Source organism: Clostridia bacterium (genome assembly GCA_012841935.1).
Classification (GTDB): Bacteria; Bacillota; Peptococcia; order DRI-13; family DTU073; genus DUTS01.
The window spans coordinates 1-17,531 of the sequence record DUTS01000033.1 but is presented as its reverse complement, the minus strand read 5'-3'; the positions used below and the strand labels follow the sequence as shown (position 1 = coordinate 17,531).

Here is a 17,531-nt window from a genome sequence, read left to right as displayed (position 1 = left end):
CTCTAATAGGAAACAGAATTTGCTTTAAGCCAATTTCTTTTATTTGCAATTGGCTTAAATTTATTGTAAAATTATGTCAACAAATATTTTAAGAAATGGCGGAATCAAAAATGAAGGACAATATTGAACGTTTGCGAGAAGATCTTTACCGTGCGGCAGAGCGTGGGGAAAATTATGCTTCACTTTTGGCTAAAAGTCAAAAGTTAGATCACTATATTGTCGCTTATTTACGAAAACAATTAGAGATAAAAGGGGAGAGGAACGATCAAGAGGACAGTTAAGTTTTTACATGTGGCAGATGTACATTTAGATACTGCTTTTCAAAGCCGGCAGGCTAATTTGCGTACATTTCTGCGGGAATCTGGACGCAAAGCTTTGCAGGCAGCGGTTGATTTAGCCATTGCAGAGGATTGTCAAGCTGTGTTAATAGCTGGAGACTTATTTGACAATCAAAATTTAAGTTTTGCTACCGAAAAATTTTTGATTGGTGAAATGGAGCGGTTAGCCTTTAAGGGAATAACAGTTTTTTATGCACCAGGCAATCATGATCCGGTAACTCGTTTAAGGCAAATAAATTGGCCGACAAATGTGCGGCTTTTTACCTCCCGAGAACCGGAAATTCAGCCTCTTTATGATCAGGAGGGTGAAAAAATTGCTTTGGTGGTAGGTGCTGGGCATGAAAGTCCTTTGGAAAGCGAAAATTTGGCAGCTGCTTTTCCAGTACTAAAAGAAGAAACTTTACCGGTTCTAGGGCTTTTACATACTTTAGTTTTGGATAGTGGTGCGGAAAAAGAACATTTGCGTTATGCACCTTGTACTTTACAGGATTTAAAAGAAAAAGGGTATACTTATTGGGCTTTAGGTCATGTACACCGGCGAAATGTTTTATCTAAAGAGCAGGGAATAGTTTATCCTGGTAATTTAATGGGCCGCAATTCTCGTGAAAGTGGGCTAAAAGGTGGTTATTTAGTAGAGATTGATAAAGATGGTCGGGTGAAAATGGCTTTTTGTCCACTGGCACCATTAGTTTGGTTGAAAATTATAGTGGACAATTTAGAAGGAGCTAATCATTTAGAGGGTTTAGAAGAATTGATTATTGAAAAAGTAAAAAAGGAATTACAGCCTTTTGGAAAAACTACTTTTTTGCTTGATCTAGAGTTAAGTGGTCCATGTCCTTTGTATCGGGAGTTACTACAGCCGGAAAATCAGTTGGCATTGGCTGATAATTTAAAAACAGAGTTGGCAGTTCATCATTTAGAAATATTTGTGGAGAAAATATTGCCACCTCTTTCTGTTGATGAATATCGTGATGAGATCCATGTTTTGGGAGAAATATTAAATTTAATTGCTGAATTGGCTGTTAATCCGGAAAAATTATTGGCACTGGCTCCAACGGCAGTTGCCGGTTTACCGCGTCAAGCTTCTCAACAGGAAAAAATAGCTTATTTAAAATCTTTGCTGGTTAATTTAGATTATGAGGTGGTAGCACGTTTTGTAGGAGGTGAATAGGGGTGCGTTTAAAATCTTTGAGAGTTAATGCTTTTGGCTGTTGGCGTGATTGGGAAAAGGAGTTTTCCTCTAAGGTTATCGTTATTTACGGGAATAATGAAGCTGGGAAAAGTACCTTTTTTCATTTAATGGGGACTCTTTTTTACGGCTGGCGACCGGTAACTAATAATCCCTATTTACCTTGGGATGGTACCCGAGCGGCTTTTAATGCTGAATTGCTTAATGAAAAAGGGGAATTATTTTCGGTGCAGAGAAGTTTAGGCAGTCAGCCACAGGGAAAAGTAATAAAAAATGGAGTTAGTAGTGATTTGCGTAATCGAACATTAGAAATGTTAGCTTTTTTACCCTATAGTGTTTTTCAAGAAGTTTATTTTTTAACTTTGGATAAATTAGTTTTTCCTGATAGTGATGCTTGGCAAATATTACAGGATCAATTATTAGGTGGTCAATATGTTTCTTTTTTAAAACCTGTTTCTGAGGTGTTAATAGACTTGGAACAAGAGGCTAATCGTTTATGGCGGCCGGATCGCCGTGGTAAACCGCGGGCTAAACAATTACGGGAAGAAATTTTAAATTTAAAAAGAGCCCGTAGGGAAGCAGAAGAAAGAGAAGAGGAATTACGTGCCAAAGAGCGTTTGTGTCAAAATTTACTAGCAGAAGAAAAACGATTGCAAAGTGAAAAAACAAAATTATGGGCTGATCTTAATCGTCTAGAACGTCTTTTACCAGTAAAGAAAAGATTAACAAGGATTAAAGAGTTAGAAAAGGCTGCAGGAAAAACAGCTAAATTTGTCGATTTGCCGGAAAATCCGGTGGAAGTTTTAGAAAAAAGGCAAGTGGAGTTAAGTGATTTAACAGGGGAAATTGAAAAATTACAAAAAAGAAAGGCTGAGTATCAGCAGCAAGTTAAAGCTTATGGTGAAACTGAACAAGCATTAGTTAAAGAAAAGACTTGGCTTGGGACCATAATTAAGGCTGATTCTTTATTAAGGGCAGATTGTGAGGAAATTGAACAATTACAAAAAGAACTAGCCCAAAATGAAGATTTATTGATTAATGCTGCTGGGGGTATATGGCAGCCTCTGTGGGCAGAAAAATTTCGGCAAATTGATGAGGTTGTTTTACGCGATTTGCTTCAGGAATATAGGGAAAAAGTTGATAAGTTGGGAAAACAGCAAGAAAGTTTAAAAAAATTAAAGGAACAAAGGGAGCAGTTGCAGTCCTTTCGTTATTTGGGGGGTAGTTCGCTTTTATTTAGTTTTCTCGGTATAATTGGTCTTGGCTGGGGAGGTAATACACCACTTGGTTTTGCCGGGGCTTTACTTTTAATTTTGGGTTTAATGGGTGGAGTTTTTGTTTTTTATCATTGGCAAAAACTGCCTGGAGAGGTGGAATTAAAACAGGCCCTGCTTGCTGGGGATTCCCTAGAAAAAGAGCTAAAGGGTTTGCGTAAAGAATTGGCAGAGATTTTGGGGAATTTTTTATTAGATAGACAGGATTTAGGGGAAAATCTTTATCAGCAGGTTAAGGAAATAAAATTTTACCTAAAGCAAAAGGAAATAATTGCTGGGAAATTAAGGTTTTTAAAAGATCGTTTGGAAAAATATGCTCAAAAAATAAAGCAGATTTACCAAAATTTTGGGTGGTCTGAGAGCGGTGATCTAGTTGTTGATTTGCGTCATTTAGAAGAAGAATTGCAAGCAGCTTTGGCAAGTCAAGCTACTGTTAAACAGGCTGAGGAGTTTTTAAAAGAAATAGACCAACAGCTGGAAGAATCCTCAGCCAAAAAAGCGGAGCTGTTTCAAGAAAAAGAACAATTACTTAAACGGATTGAGGAATTGCCGGGAACTGATTTAACAGAAAAAATAGAGATTTTGACAGCATGGCGGCAGGCAGCTCGACAGAAAGAGGCTTTAGTTTTAGATTTAGAAAAAGAGTATCCAGATTGGCGGGATCTGAAAAAGGAAATTGAGCAGGAGGCGGAGTCAGGTACTTGGTTATTAAGTGATTATGATTTGGCTGAACGGCAAGTGGCCTTGGAAAAGATAGGAGAACGAGAAATAGAATTAAAAGAGGAAAAAGCACGTTTAGAAACAGCAATCGAATTATTAATGGCTGAAGAAAGGGTAGCTGATTTAAGTGGCGGTTTGCAGTTATTACAAGCTGAACGTCAAAAGGTCTGTTGGCAGAGAGATCGTTTAGTTTTATTGCAGCAGATCATTAAAGAGGCTGATCAGCTTTATCGGGCAAAACATCAGCCTGATGTTCTGCAGCAGGCTAGTCGTTATTTAGAAAAAATAACAGCAGGGCGATATCAGCGATTATTTGTAGAAGAAGAAGCTCGAGGCTTGTTGGTTCAGCAAGCAGCTGGTGAGTTTTTAAAAGCCGATTTTCCTTTAAGTAGAGGGACTTTAGAGCAAATTTATTTGGCTTTACGTTTAGCTTTGGTTAAACATTTGGATAGTGAAAAAGAAACAGTGCCCCTTTTTTTAGATGAAGTTTTGGTTAATTGGGATGAATTAAGATTGGCAAAAGGTTTGGAGATTTTAAAAGATTTAGCTGAGGAAAGGCAAGTTTTTGTCTTGACGTGTCATCAGTGGTTAGTGAAAAAAATGGAAAAATATCCGGATGTTGAAATAATTAACTTAAAATACTAATGCTTTTCTCCCCTTTTTCTGTCCTAATTTGTTATAATTAAACTAGGGTAAAGGAAAAGGTGAGGGAAATGTTGGAAACCTTGCTGGAAAAAAGAAAAAAGGCGGCTAAAAAATACAGATGGTTGCGAAGAGGGAGAATATTTATGTTTTTTGCGATTATTTTTCTGTTATTATTCAGTAGCCCTCAGTTTGTTAATCCAGGAATGGTCGGTAGTTATGAAGTAGTGGAACAGGTGCCTGAAGAAACAGTAGCAGAACCTGTTGAACCACCATTGGAAATTGATGAAGATTTGAAAATTGCTTATTTGACCTTTGATGATGGACCGACAGTTTTTTTGGCAGACATTTTAGCTATTTTGGCTGAATATGAGGTAAAGGCTACTTTTTTTATGTTGGAACCGCAAATGTGGTCACATCAGGAGGTTTTAAAAGATTTAGCTGCTGCTGGACATGGTTTGGGTTTACACGGGGTTTCTCATAATTATAAACAGTTTTATGCTTCTCCGGAAAGTGCTAGGGAAGAAATGAATACTGCTCAGGCTACTTTAGAAACTATTACTGGGGTGAGGACAGTGCTAGTAAGAACTCCTTATGGGAGCAGTCCTTATTTGAAACCAGCTCATCGGGAAATTTTAGAAATGGAAGGTTTTAAAATTTGGGACTGGAATGTGGACAGCCGGGATTGGTTTTACCGTGATCAACGGATGGTAGAGGATACCTTACAGCAGTTGGCTGCTTTAGAGCAGAAAAATGAGGTGCCTGTTATTTTATTACATGAACGTTCAGAGACGGTTAAGTTCTTACCGCAAATTTTGGAATATTTATTAGCTCATGATTATTCTTTACAAGTACCTGATGAGGAAACTGTACCAGTTCAGTTTACACATTAATCTTTCTAGGGGGGCTTGTTCAGTTTAAAATGAATTGGTATAATCAGGATTAGTTAGCCTCTTATCGATAAAAGGCTAACTAATGTTTTTAAGGAGGCAGGGTTGGTGGCAGAAAAATATAATTTTCGGGAAATAGAAAAAAAGTGGCAGCAAAAATGGGCTGCTGAGAATTTATATCGCGTTAGGGAGGATAGTTCCCGTAAAAAATATTATTGTTTGGAAATGTTTCCTTATCCTTCGGGGAATTTGCATATGGGACATGTGCGTAATTATGCTATTGGTGATGTGGTGGCTCGTTTTAAAACTATGCAAGGTTATAATGTTTTACATCCTATGGGCTGGGATGCGTTTGGTTTACCAGCCGAAAATGCGGCTATTCAAAATCGAATTCCCCCGGCTAAATGGACTCGGGATAATATAAAGGCTATGCGGGAGCAGTTAAAAAGTATGGGTTTAAGTTATGATTGGTCTCGGGAAGTAACTACTTCTGCACCTGATTATTATCACTGGACACAATGGCTTTTTCTGCAATTCTATAAACATGGTTTGGCTTATAAAAAAGAGGCTTATGTAAATTGGTGTCCAGATTGTCATACAGTGTTGGCTAATGAACAGGTAGTAAATAATGCATGTGAACGCTGTGCCACTATAGTGGAAAAAAAGGCATTGGAACAGTGGTATTTAAAAATTACTGCTTATGCTCAGGAGCTTTTGGATAGTTTGACAGAGTTGCCTGGTTGGCCGGAAAAAGTAAAAATTATGCAGGAGAATTGGATTGGCCGCAGTGAAGGGGTCGAAATTTATTTTACCGCGGAAAAAACTGGGGAACAGATTCCGGTTTATACTACTCGTCATGATACTATTTTTGGGGTTACCTATTTAGTTTTGGCACCAGAACATCCTTTAGTGAAAAAGTTGATTAAGGGAACCTCTGCTGAACAGCCGGTTAGTCAGTTTATTAAACAAGTACAACAAATGAGTGAAATAGAACGAACCTCTGCGGAAACTGAAAAAAAAGGTGTTTTTACTGGGGCTTATGCTTTGAATCCCTTAAATGGGGAAAGAGTACCTATTTGGGTAACAAATTATGTTTTATATGAATATGGTACTGGTGCAGTAATGGGCGTACCTGCTCATGATGAACGTGATTTTATGTTTGCTCAAAAATATGATTTAGCAATTAAAACTGTAATTCAGCCTGTGGAGCAAACTATTGATTTTATGGGTGAGGCTTATACCCTAGACGGAATAATGATTAATTCTGGTGATTTTAGTGGCTTAAGTAGTGAAGTAGGGCGAAAAAAAATAGCTGAATATTTGGAGCAAAAAGGTTTAGGTAAAATTACGGTTAACTACCGTTTAAGGGATTGGTTAATTTCTCGGCAGCGTTATTGGGGAGCACCTATTCCGGTTATTTATTGTGAAAAATGTGGTATGGTACCAGTATCAGAAGAGGATTTGCCAGTTTTATTACCTGGTGAAGTGGAGTTTCAACCTTCTGGAGAATCCCCTTTACGTTATGTAGCGGAATTTCTTGAAACTACTTGTCCTCAATGTGGCGGCCAGGCACTGCGGGAAACTGATACTATGGATACATTTGTTTGTTCTTCTTGGTATTTTTTGCGTTTTACTGATCCGCAAAACCGGGAAAAACCTTTTTCCCGGGAAAAGGCCAATTATTGGATGAATGTTGATCAATATATTGGGGGAGTAGAACATGCCATCATGCATTTAATGTATGCCCGTTTTTTTACTAAGGCTTTGGCTGATTTTGGTTTATTAAAGGTGCGTGAACCTTTTCAAAATTTATTGACTCAGGGTATGGTCTTAAAAGATGGTCAAAAAATGTCTAAATCAAAAGGTAATGTGGTTAGTCCTGAGGAAATTATTGCTCGTTATGGTGCTGATACGGCACGTCTTTTCATTCTTTTTGCCGCCCCTCCGGAACGTGATTTGGAGTGGAGTGATCAAGGGGTAGAGGGTAGTTACCGTTTTTTAAATCGGGTTTGGCGTTTGGTAAAAAATTATTTGGCTGATTTGACAGCCGGAAAATTAAATGTTTCCCCGGAATTTTCCGAGGAAGATGAAGAATTATATCGTTTAATGCATGTGACTATTAAAAAGGTAAGTGCAGATCTTGAAGAACGTTTTAATTTTAATACTGCTATTAGTGCTTTAATGGAATTTGTTAATGGTCTATACCATTATCGTGAGGGGGTTAGACAAAATAAGGATTTACTGATTAAGGCCCTTGAAACTTTATTAATTCTTTTGGCTCCTTTTACACCACATTTATGTGAGGAATTATGGGAGGCCTTGGGAAAAGAAACTAGTATTCATTTGGAAGATTGGCCTGATTATCAGGAAGAGGCTTTACAAACTAAAAAAATAGAAATTGTTTTGCAGATTAATGGTAAGGTTAGAGATCATCTTTTGGTACCAGCGGAAATAAGTCGCGAAGAGTTGGAAAAATTGGCGATAAATAATCAGCGGGTACAAGAGCGGGCTGAACAGGCAGAAATTAAAAGATTAATTGTTGTACCTGGTAAATTAGTTAATGTGGTGATGGGGTGAAAGAAAGTGGAAATATGGAGTGAAGGTAAAACAGAAACCGTTTGGAAAACGGCACCAGATTTACTTTTATTAGTTTTTAAAGATACGGTTACCGGAATAGGTCAAACTATTGACCCGGGTGGAAATGAAGTTGTGGGACAAATAGAAGGTAAAGGTTTGGCTTCTTTAAAAATGTCTAGTTATTTTTTTAAAAAGTTGGCTGAGGCAGGTATCTCCACACATTATTTGGAAAGTGATTTGAAAAAAGGAACTATGTTAGTTAAACAGGCGGAAACTTTTGGGGCCGGATTGGAATTTATTTGTCGTTTACAGGCTATGGGTAGTTTTGTGCAGCGTTATGGAAAATATGTAGAAAGTGGTGAACCACTTGATTATTTAGTGGAAATAACCATAAAAGATGATCAGCAGGGTGACCCACTGATCAATGAGGCCAGTATTGTGCAGTTAAATTTAATGACAGAGACTGAATTAAGAAAAACAGTAGAATTAACTAAGCAGATTACCTATTTGATAAACAAAATTTTACAAACAAAAGGTCTTGATTTAATCGATATAAAGTTGGAATTTGGTAAAATTGCGGGGCAAATTGCCTTGATTGATGAAATTTCTGGTGATAATATGCGGGTAAGTAAAGAAGGTAAAATATTGACCCAAAAAGAATTAAGCAGCTTAATTTGTGGTTAATCCCTGACGTAAAAGTAAACAAAAATTTTCAATAGCCGCTTCCAAAGGAAGCGGTTTTTTAGTTTGAAATTCATATGTCAAGGCATCTAAAAATCCGCTAATAATTAGGGCTGTGGCCTCTACATCACAGGGACGAATTTTTTGTTCAGCTACAGCTTGTTCCAATATAGAGGCTAAAAGCTGAGTTAATTCCTTAAATTTGGCTTGAATTTTTTCTTGATTTAAAGCAGGATTAGTTCTTTCCCGCAGGAGAAGTAAGGGAGTTTCCGGTTCGGTTTGCAGTTCTTGTAAATGAAAATTGAGGATACCATTAATTTTTAAAAACCAGTCAATATGCCAATTTTTCATATTAAAATAGAAGTTATGCTGCTTTTTTAATTCGGTAATAAAGATTTCTTCTAAGAGGGCCTCTTTATGAGTAAAAAATTTGTAAAAGGTTTTTGTAGAAATTTGTGCTTTACGAGCAATTTGGCTGACAGTAGTACCATTAAATCCTTGTTGGGCCATCATTTTTTTAGCAATGTTCATAATCTTTTTTGCTGTGGGCATATGTTGAGCCTCCCCCTATTGTTTTAACCATAATTTCGGGGTACTTTAGGGATTTTCCTGCTTTTTAAAAATTAAAAGCAGGAAAATGCTGTTAAATGGCGAATAATGGTAAAATAGTATTTTTTGTAAGGGTGAGGGAAGTGGAAAAATTGCCTCGACAAGTTCAAATTATTATTTTGGTTTGTTTAGGTGTTTTTATTTTTTTTGGTGGTTTGAAGTATCAAGCTAGGAGATTTGATGATTTTGAATTAGAAATAACGGCTGAGGAGATTAAAGAGATCGAACCACGGGAAATTGTGGTTCATGTAGTGGGAGCGGTGGAGCGGCCTGGGGTTTATACTTTTGTGGAAGGTGCACGTGTGGCTGAAGTGATTGAAAAGGCTGGGCCTACAGCTGAAGCAGATTTAAGTAAGTTAAATTTAGCTTTACCTTTGTTGGATGGTAAACAAATTAGGGTGCCTTCACAAGAGGAAAGTGAATTTGTTGGGGTGCCAGCTGAGGAGCAATTGGGTAGTTTAAGTCAAGTTAGTGGTTTGATTAATATAAATACAGCTGGTGTAGGTGAATTAACCGAGTTGCCGCAAATTGGTCCGGTTATTGCCCAAAGAATAATTGCTTATCGCCAAGAACAGGGGCCTTTTCAAAAGCCTGAAGATTTAACACAAGTAGCCGGAATTGGTGAAAAAACTTTTCAAAAACTACAGTCGTTAATTACGGTGAACTAATGAAAAAGAGACCTTTATTAACAGGTAGTTTATTATTTGCGGCTGGTATCTATTTTTCGCGGGGTAATTATTGTTTAGTTTGGTTATTATTAATTTTAATTATGTTTGTTTTTTTATTAATTACGGTATTTTTACTTAAAAAGGAGCGGTATTTAAGTTATTTTTTACTACCACTTTTTTTCTGTGGGGGTGCTTTTTGGTTTAGTTTAAGTCAAGTGCCAGCCGCACACAGTAGTAAATTTGAAGGGATTGGGCTGGTGGGAGAAGGAGTATTGTTCACTTATCCGAGGATAAGTGAAACTAGTAGTAACTATTTTTTAAAAATAAAAAAAGTTTCCCGGGGTCCGAATTATTTGGTAGGTAAATGTGTTTTAGTTGTGGCTAAACCTACTACAGTAGTTTATTTTCCCGGTGATCAACTTAAATTTCAGGGGAAAATTGAACTTCCGGCTATAGCACGTAATCCGGGGAATTTTAATTATCGGGAATATTTGGCTAGGCAAGGGGTTTTTTGGCAGGTCAATAGTTTTCAGGGGCAAGTGGAATTAATTAAAAGTGGACAGGGAATTAAAAGTTGGGCTGGCCGAGGTAGAAAAAAAATTATTACTTATTTGGAACCACTTTTACCTCAGCGGGAAAAAGGTCTTTTATTGGGTCTGCTTTTTGGTGATACTCATTCTATGGAGGCAGCTGAATGGGAGGCTTATCAAAAGGCCGGTGTTGTTCATCTTTTTGCGGTATCCGGCTTACATGTCGGCTTAGTTTTAGGTTTTGTTTGGTTTTTGTTGTCTTTTTTTCAACTTTCTAGGGTTTGGCGTTTGTTTTGGGGCAGTTTAGTGTTAATTGCTTATGGTTTTTTGGTAGGTTGGGGTGCTTCTATTTTACGAGCCTCCTTAATGGCCTTTTTAGGCTTATTAGCTTTAATGGTTGAAAGGAAAAATGATTTTTATAATTCTTGGGGTGCTGCTGCTGGGTTGGTACTTTTGATTTGTCCGGGTGAACTTTTCCAGGTAGGTTTTCAACTTTCTTTTGTCACCACTGGGGGCATTTTTTATTTAACTCCTTGGCTGGTTAGAAAAGGGTGTCCATATTTTATCGGGGTACCTTTTGCCGCTTTTTTAGTTAGTAGTCCCCTTTTGGCCTATCATTTTAATCAGGTTTCTTTGATTTCTCCTTTAGTTAACATTTTGGCAGTAGCTATTTTCGGTTTAGCGGCTATGCTGGCTTTTGTAGGAGCCTTGGGGGTACTAATGGTGCCTTTTATAGCAGCACCTTTTTTTTTAGCTGCCGGTTTTTTGTTGTTTATTTTAAGTGAAATTGTAATTAAGGCAGCTAGTTTAAGTGGTGCTAGTATTAATTTGGCAGCCCCTTCGCTGGCAGCTTTAGGTTTATATTATTTATTTTTGGTTTTTTTGCCCTTTCTGGAATATTCCCGTTATTTATGGCGGGAGGTACCATTCCTAATGAAAGGGGTGATTGTTTCTATTATAATGGCTTTGCTGTTATTATTTGTTTGGCCTACAAAGGCTTATTTAGAAATAGTTTTTTTGGATGTGGGGCAGGGTGACAGTATTTTAATTAAAACTCCGCAGGGTAAAACAGCTTTATTAGATGGTGGAGGGAGGGTAGGTTCTACTTTTTCCGTAGGTAAAAAAATCGTTGAACCAGTACTTGCCCATTATGGGATCAATTATTTAAATGTGATGATGATGTCACATCATCATTGGGATCATAGTGAGGGTTTAATTGCTTTAATGCCTTCTTTTCGGGTGGGAAAGTTTTTGCAGCCACCGCAAGAGGAAAATAGTCAGGTAGAGGTCCAAATTGGTGAGTTATGTAGGAAAAAGCAGATACCGCGAAAAGAACTTACTGCAGGGGATAAGTTTAATTTGGGAAAAGAGCTTACTTGGGAAATATTGCATCCTACTTTTGAGAAACCATTTAGTGAGAATAATCGCTCTTTGGTGGTGAAGATAAAATATGGAAATTGCAGTTGGTTATTGACTGGTGATATTGAAAAAGAGGGCTTGGAAGATTTATTGGCTCGGGATGTGGATTTAAGTGCTGATATTCTTAAACTCCCACATCATGGTAGTTTGACATCTTTTTTACCGGCTTTTTATGAACAGGTAAACCCCGCAGGGGTAATTATTTCGGTAGGTAAAAATAATTTTAATCAACCTCATCCGCAAATACTAAATTATTTTCGGGAAAAAGGTATTCCAGTTTTTGTTACGCGGGAAAGGGGAGCAATTATTACTAAAAGTGATGGACGAAAAATCGTGCTCAGAACTTTTTTATGATATAATAAATGGGTATCTTGTTGATTTGGGGGCTGGGAAATGAGGAAATGGTGGTTTGTGTTGTTAAGTGTGATTTTTATTTGTTGTTTTTCGGGAAAATTAATTGGAGCACCAGTGGTTAACGGACGAGGTGCAATTTTAATAGATTTACAAAGTGGACAAGTTCTTTGGGGCAAAAATGAAAAGGAGGCTTATGCACCAGCAAGTATTACTAAAATATTGACGGCAATTATGGCTATTGAAAGTAATAAATTAGAAGAAGTAGTCACTATTAGTGAACAGCCTCCCCTTCTGGAAGGAACACGTGTTTATTTGGAGGAGGGGGAACAGGTCACTCTTTTGGATTTAGTTAAGGTGACAATGATTCACTCGGCCAATGATGCTGCTCTAGCCATTGCCGAACATTTAGCAGGCAGTGAGGCTAAATTTGCCGAGTTAATGAATCAAAAAGCACAGGAATTAGGTGCTTTAAATACTAATTTCGTAAATGCCCATGGTTTATCTGCCGAAGGACATTATACTACAGCTTATGATCAGGCTGTGATTACTCGTTATGCTTTACAAAATCCTTTGTTTCGTGAAATTGTACAGACAAAAGTACTTCCTTGGCAGGGGAAGGCTTGGCAGACAAATTTAATTAATAAAAATGAATTATTATGGTCTTATGAGGGGGCCATGGGTGTAAAAACAGGTTATACTTCAGAAGCTAAAAGTACGATTGTGGCCGCTGCTGAGCGAAATGGACAGTCTTTTTTGGCTGTAGTTTTGGGCAGTGTAGGTAAAGAAATGTGGACAGATGCTCAAGGTTTATTAGATTATGGTTTTCAAAATTTCCAAACTATGCAGTTAGTTGAGCCAGAGGAAATTGTGGCTACTTTAGATTTTACACCTCGAAAAAAATTAGAGGTAATTGCCGAAAAAGGTTGTTTGTTTTCTTTACCACAGGGTGGTAATCAAAAAGTAGAATCACAATTAGTTTTACTTCCTTTGGGAAAATCCGTGGCTCAAGGTGAAATCGTGGGTAAAATGATTTATCAAGTTAATGGGGAAACGGTGGGTACGGTTAATTTATTGGCCAAAGAAAGTGTACGGGCTTGGAATTTCAAGCAAATAGGTATTTCTGCTTTTGCCGCTTTATATTTAGTGCAAATTTTATGGCGCTTTACTCGTCAATGGCGTTTTAAAAGAAGTAGAAGATGGTTTGCTAGTTCTAGGCCGCGCAGATATCAACAGCATTTATAATGGGGGATAGATAATGCGGGAAATAGAGAAATTGTTGGAAAAGATTAAAGCAGGAGAAATTGCTCCACTTTATTTGCTGTATGGAAGTGAAGAATATTTACAGGAAAAAGTGATTCTTGAATTAAAAAAAGCACTGGTGCCGGCGGAAAGCAGTGCTTTTAATCTTAATGAATTGGCTGGGGATATTGGTATCAAGGAATTAGTGGATTTAGCTAATACACTGCCACTTTTTGCTCCCAAAAGATTAATTGTGGTTCGTGATAGTACACTACTACAGCGTAAAAAAGGTGAACAGGAAAATGCAGCTGAATTTAAATTATTAGAAGATTATTTGGCTAATCCTTTAGACTCTACTTGTTTAGTTTTTTGGCAAACTGGTAATGTAAGTAAACAGCGGAAACTTTACCGGCAGTTGGTAAAAAATAAACATTTATTGATAGAGTTTAAACCTTTACGCGGACAAAAATTAAATAAGTGGCTTTTAGAAACTGCTCAGAATATGGGTAAGACTTTGGAGCAGCAGGCAGCTAATTATTTAATTTTTAATCATGGGGAATGTTTGCGTGATTTAGTAAATGAATTGGAAAAATTGGTGCTTTATAGTGATCAGGCAAAAGTTATTGATTTGAAAATGACTCAAACTTTGGTTGCTCAATCTTTTGAAAGCAATATTTTTGATTTGGTAGATGCTTTGGGGGCGAAAAATAAAGTCATGGCTTTAAAGGAGTTAAGAAAACTACTACTCATGAAAGAATTACCTGTTAAAATTCTTTTTATGATCACCCGTCAAATTAGGTTAATTCTTTTGATTAAAGATTTCCTGCAGCAGGGTTGGGAAATGAAAGAAATTATTAATAAATTGGCTTTACATCCTTTTGTCGCTGGAAAAATAAGACGACAGGTGAGTAATTTTTCGTTCTCTGAATTGGAAAATAGTCTTATTTTACTGCGTGAATATGATTTAAAATTAAAAAGTGGTTATGATCCGGATTTAACTTTAGAAAATTTAATTATCCGTTTAGCCACATAAAAAAAAGGTAGATTCCTTTCTACCTTTTTTAACTGCTGATTTGTTTTAGTTTGCGGGATAAACGTGATTTTTTACGTGCAGCCGTATTTTTGTGAATAATGCCTTTGCTGGCCAATTTGTCTGTGATTTTAATTACATCCTGCAGTTTTTCTTGAGCCTGTTCTTTATTTTCTTCTTGGAGAGCTGTTTCAAAATGACGAATTGCGGTTCTCATTTTGGATTTATAGGCAGCATTCCGAGCATAGCGAATGCTTGATGTTTTAGCTCTTTTACGGGCAGATTTAAGATTAGCCATTAAGCCACCTCCTTAGTTATGAATTATGGCTTGAGTGTATCACTTGTAATCGGAAAAAGCAAGAAAAGTCGTAAGGGCTTTTAGAAGAAGCTTAAACCGTAAATAATTTGAATAAAATTTAAGAAAGAGGTCAAGCTAGTTAAGGAAAAGGGGGTGAAAATGTGCTGGGTACTATAGTTCGCTTTCTCGTTTCGGCAATTGTTTTATTGTTGGTTAGTTGGCTTATACCGGGGTTTACGGTGGCTGGTTTTACTGGTGCGATAATGGCGGCGATTGTAATTGCTCTTTTGGGTTGGGTTGTAGAAAAATTATTGGGGGAAAGGGTAACTCCTCAATCACGAGGTTTAGTTGGTTTTATAAGTGCAGCGGTTGTTATTTATTTGTCCCAATTTATTGTACCAGGTAGTATTAGTGTCAGTGTATTTGGTGCTTTATTAGCCTCATTGGTAATCGGCTTAATTGATTTATTTATACCTACAGAAATAAGATAATACTTGTATTATTCATGCTCCCTGTCACATATAAATTATTAAAAGAGGTGGGGGAGTATGTTTTTTAGGAAATGGTGGCAGGGATTGAGGCTTTATTATATTGATAAGGCTTTGTTTTTTTTTGTGGTGCTTTTTTTAATCTTTTTTTTATTGGTTTTTCCATTACGTACTACTGCTTTGGACTTAATTAGTAAATCATGGGGTGAACCTTTATTTTTATTAAGTGAAGGTTTAGCAGCTGTTTTTTCACCTTGGCTTGCCGGTAGCGGCTTTTATGGAATACAATGGGATAATTGGGGGGAACAAGTTATTGAGTTGTTAACTGGAGTAAACGTAAGTAATCCTTTTTCTTTATTATGTTGGGAATTGAATTTGATTGATCCCCGGGAAAAAATTGAGTTTTATGGTTTATATGAATTAGAGGGGGGAGAAGAAGATTTTTATTTACCCAGTCAAGAGAAAGAACTAGAGGATTGGTTTAAAATTCCGGAAGCTGAATTTCCACCTGTACAATTAGATGGTAAACCTATGATTTTGATTTATAATACTCATAATGCGGAATCATATCGACCTACTCAAGGAACTGATCGTTTAGAGGGGCAAAATGGGGGAATAGCTGCGGTAAGTCAAACTTTGGTGCAGACTTTGGAAAATAAACATCGTTTAAAAACTATTTATAGTGATGTAATTCATGATTATCCCAATTTTAATCAAGCCTATTTAAATTCACGTCAAACTGTGAAACAAATATTACAGGAAGATCCCCAAATACAAGTAGTTTTGGATATTCACCGGGATGCAGGTTATAAAAAAAGAAGTGATACTTTGGTAAAAATTCAAGGACGGGATTGTGCTAAAATTTTAATTATTGTGGGAGCAGCTCATCCTGAATGGAAGGAAAACTTTGCTTTTGCCCAAAAACTTGAAAAAAAAGCGGCTGAGCTATACCCAGGTTTGATTAAGGCTGTGCGTCTTCTTAAAAATAGAACCTATAATCAGAATTTACATTCACGTGCTTTATTATTAGAAATGGGTAGTGATTTAAATAAAGAAGCAGATGCCCTAGAAAGTGCTAAATTAATGGCTGATGTTTTAGCTGCGGTTTTGGGAAATTAGGCTATGGAAATTGTTAAATTTATGATAAAATATAATTATTTTAGGGGGGATTTATAATGGAAATTGCTGCACCACATGCGGCCGGAAAAGGTAAAAAACCGGATGCAGTTTTTTCAATTTTACAAAGGGCCAATCAAGCGGTACGGGAATTGGGTACGGAAAATGTAATTAATGCTTCTATTGGGGCTATTTATGATGAGGAAGAAAAATTCGCTTTTTTGCCGACGGTTAAGGAATATCTGCAACAATTACCTGCATCAGAAATGATGAGTTATGCTCCTATCGCGGGATTACCGGAATTTGAAGAGGCGGTTATTAAGGAAACTTTAGGGAAATTTCAACCAGAAAATACTTTTGTGCGGGCTTTGGCTACACCTGGAGGTACGGGTGCGGTGCGTCATGTAGTTTATAATTATACTCAGCAGGGTGAAAAGGTATTGGTTCCTGATTGGGCCTGGGGACCTTATTGGACAATTGCTGCCGAACATCAGCGTCAAGTAGAGGTTTATCAAATGTTTAATTCTCAAGGAGAATTAAACTTGGAATCTTTACAGGAAAAAATAGTACAATTATTAGAGGAGCAGGAACAGTTAGTTATTATTTTTAATACACCAGCTCATAATCCTACTGGTTATAGTATTACTAATTTAGAATGGGAAAAAATGCTGAGTTTTTTCCGGGAATATGTGTTAAACAAGCGGAAAAAAATTATTTTGCTATTGGATTTAGCTTATTTAGATTATGCGGGGACGAAAGAGGAAACACGTTCCTTTATGAGACTTTTTTCCGATTTGCCGGAAAGCATTTTAATTACTATGGCCTTTAGTATGTCTAAATCTTATTTAATTTATGGTTTGCGTTCCGGTGCTTTAATTGGTTTGAGTTCCTCCGAAAAAGTAATTGCCGAGTTTTATCGGGTTAATGTTTGCTCTAATCGCGGGGTTTGGTCTAATGGTACTCGTTGTGCTCAAAGGCTTTTGGCTGAAGTTGCAGCTAGTCCTACTTTAAGTAGGCGTGTTGAACAGGAAAGGGCTGATTATACAGGTTTACTACAAAAACGTGCTGGGCTTTTTCTTAAAGAAGCTAAAGAAGTAGATTTAGCACTTTTGCCTTATCAAAGTGGTTTTTTTATAACTATACCTACTAAGCAACCTGGAGAGATAGCGGAAAAGTTAAGGGAACAACATTTTTATACGGTCCCTTTAGCTAAGGGAATTAGGATTGCTATTTGTGGGGTACCTACGTATAAAATTCCGGGGATGGCCAGTCGTTTAAAAGAGGTTTTGGGTTAATTTGGTCGGAGTTTGAATTTTGGGTAGCTCCGGCTAAATTTTTGGATAAAAATAAATAAAATAGAATTAAAGGGGGTAAGTAATTGGCAGCGATGAGAATTGGTTTCCCGCGAGCTTTATTCTATTTTTTATATTACCCATTTTGGCATGTCTTTTTTACAGAATTAGGTTGTG

15 protein-coding genes are annotated in these 17,531 nt (G+C 37.0%); 13 read left to right on the top strand and 2 right to left on the bottom strand.

The window, feature by feature from the left end:
- Positions 1-110: 110 nt before the first annotated feature.
- From GX687_01870 to GX687_01845, 6 genes are all read left to right on the top strand, one after another.
- Positions 111-281, top strand: a complete 171-nt coding sequence (locus GX687_01870; protein ID HHX96198.1) for an aspartyl-phosphate phosphatase Spo0E family protein — start codon at positions 111-113, stop codon at positions 279-281.
- Positions 282-291: 10 nt separating this feature from the next.
- Entirely contained in the window at positions 292-1,509 is a 1,218-nt protein-coding gene (locus tag GX687_01865; protein HHX96197.1) for an exonuclease SbcCD subunit D, read from the top strand.
- 2 nt (positions 1,510-1,511) lie between these two features.
- Positions 1,512-4,166, top strand: a complete 2,655-nt coding sequence (locus GX687_01860; protein HHX96196.1) for an AAA family ATPase — start codon at positions 1,512-1,514, stop codon at positions 4,164-4,166.
- Between the two features lie 203 nt (positions 4,167-4,369).
- Complete coding sequence (locus tag GX687_01855) at positions 4,370-5,056, top strand: polysaccharide deacetylase (GenBank protein HHX96195.1); 687 nt, start codon at positions 4,370-4,372, stop codon at positions 5,054-5,056.
- Between the two features lie 105 nt (positions 5,057-5,161).
- Positions 5,162-7,630, top strand: a complete 2,469-nt coding sequence (locus tag GX687_01850) for a leucine--tRNA ligase (GenBank protein ID HHX96194.1) — start codon at positions 5,162-5,164, stop codon at positions 7,628-7,630.
- 6 nt (positions 7,631-7,636) lie between these two features.
- Entirely contained in the window at positions 7,637-8,314 is a 678-nt protein-coding gene (locus tag GX687_01845) for a phosphoribosylaminoimidazolesuccinocarboxamide synthase (GenBank protein HHX96193.1), read from the top strand.
- Here the strand turns inward: GX687_01845 and GX687_01840 are convergent.
- The gene (locus tag GX687_01840) at positions 8,300-8,863 is read right to left on the bottom strand and encodes a TetR/AcrR family transcriptional regulator (protein ID HHX96192.1); all 564 of its coding nucleotides are present in this window, start codon (positions 8,861-8,863) and stop codon (positions 8,300-8,302) included. The genes GX687_01845 and GX687_01840 overlap by 15 nt on opposite strands.
- Positions 8,864-9,003: 140 nt before the next feature.
- Here GX687_01840 and GX687_01835 point away from each other — a divergent pair, with 140 nt between their 5' ends.
- Genes GX687_01835 through holA form a run of 4 tightly spaced genes read left to right on the top strand, consistent with a single transcriptional unit; the run spans position 9,004 to position 14,163 of the window.
- Positions 9,004-9,588 (top strand): ComEA family DNA-binding protein, encoded by a 585-nt coding sequence (locus GX687_01835; protein ID HHX96191.1) that lies wholly within the window; start codon positions 9,004-9,006, stop codon positions 9,586-9,588.
- Complete coding sequence (locus GX687_01830) at positions 9,588-11,891, top strand: DNA internalization-related competence protein ComEC/Rec2 (protein HHX96190.1); 2,304 nt, start codon at positions 9,588-9,590, stop codon at positions 11,889-11,891. Before GX687_01835 ends, GX687_01830 begins: the two co-directional genes overlap by 1 nt.
- A gap of 39 nt (positions 11,892-11,930) precedes the next feature.
- Positions 11,931-13,133, top strand: coding sequence for a D-alanyl-D-alanine carboxypeptidase (locus GX687_01825; protein HHX96189.1), 1,203 nt, complete (start codon positions 11,931-11,933; stop codon positions 13,131-13,133).
- Between the two features lie 13 nt (positions 13,134-13,146).
- Positions 13,147-14,163, top strand: a complete 1,017-nt coding sequence (gene holA / locus GX687_01820; protein HHX96188.1) for a DNA polymerase III subunit delta — start codon at positions 13,147-13,149, stop codon at positions 14,161-14,163.
- A 28-nt stretch (positions 14,164-14,191) separates the two neighbouring features.
- Here holA and rpsT read toward each other — a convergent pair whose 3' ends face one another.
- The gene (gene rpsT, locus GX687_01815; protein ID HHX96187.1) at positions 14,192-14,458 is read right to left on the bottom strand and encodes a 30S ribosomal protein S20; all 267 of its coding nucleotides are present in this window, start codon (positions 14,456-14,458) and stop codon (positions 14,192-14,194) included.
- A gap of 161 nt (positions 14,459-14,619) precedes the next feature.
- Here rpsT and GX687_01810 point away from each other — a divergent pair, with 161 nt between their 5' ends.
- Genes GX687_01810 through GX687_01800 form a run of 3 tightly spaced genes read left to right on the top strand, consistent with a single transcriptional unit; the run spans position 14,620 to position 17,357 of the window.
- Positions 14,620-14,949 carry a phage holin family protein gene (locus GX687_01810; GenBank protein ID HHX96186.1) on the top strand — a complete coding sequence of 110 codons (330 nt, stop codon included), beginning with the start codon at positions 14,620-14,622 and terminating at the stop codon, positions 14,947-14,949.
- Between the two features lie 57 nt (positions 14,950-15,006).
- On the top strand, positions 15,007-16,065 hold the full coding sequence (locus tag GX687_01805) for a stage II sporulation protein P (GenBank protein HHX96185.1): 1,059 nt from the start codon (positions 15,007-15,009) through the stop codon (positions 16,063-16,065).
- A 56-nt stretch (positions 16,066-16,121) separates the two neighbouring features.
- Positions 16,122-17,357 (top strand): aminotransferase class I/II-fold pyridoxal phosphate-dependent enzyme, encoded by a 1,236-nt coding sequence (locus GX687_01800; protein HHX96184.1) that lies wholly within the window; start codon positions 16,122-16,124, stop codon positions 17,355-17,357.
- Positions 17,358-17,531 lie beyond the last annotated feature (174 nt).

Excerpts from the sequence above, each read along its gene's own strand:
- GX687_01870 (HHX96198.1), top strand. The coding sequence starts at position 111 with ATGAAGGACAATATTGAACGTTTGCGAGAAGATCTTTACCGTGCGGCA.
- GX687_01855 (HHX96195.1), top strand. The coding sequence starts at position 4,370 with ATGGTCGGTAGTTATGAAGTAGTGGAACAGGTGCCTGAAGAAACAGTA.
- GX687_01840 (HHX96192.1), bottom strand. The coding sequence starts at position 8,863 with ATGCCCACAGCAAAAAAGATTATGAACATTGCTAAAAAAATGATGGCC.
- GX687_01830 (HHX96190.1), top strand. The coding sequence starts at position 9,588 with ATGAAAAAGAGACCTTTATTAACAGGTAGTTTATTATTTGCGGCTGGT.
- GX687_01825 (HHX96189.1), top strand. The coding sequence starts at position 11,931 with ATGAGGAAATGGTGGTTTGTGTTGTTAAGTGTGATTTTTATTTGTTGT.
- holA (HHX96188.1), top strand. The coding sequence starts at position 13,147 with ATGCGGGAAATAGAGAAATTGTTGGAAAAGATTAAAGCAGGAGAAATT.
- rpsT (HHX96187.1), bottom strand. The coding sequence starts at position 14,458 with ATGGCTAATCTTAAATCTGCCCGTAAAAGAGCTAAAACATCAAGCATT.
- GX687_01805 (HHX96185.1), top strand. The coding sequence starts at position 15,007 with ATGTTTTTTAGGAAATGGTGGCAGGGATTGAGGCTTTATTATATTGAT.
- GX687_01800 (HHX96184.1), top strand. The coding sequence starts at position 16,122 with ATGGAAATTGCTGCACCACATGCGGCCGGAAAAGGTAAAAAACCGGAT.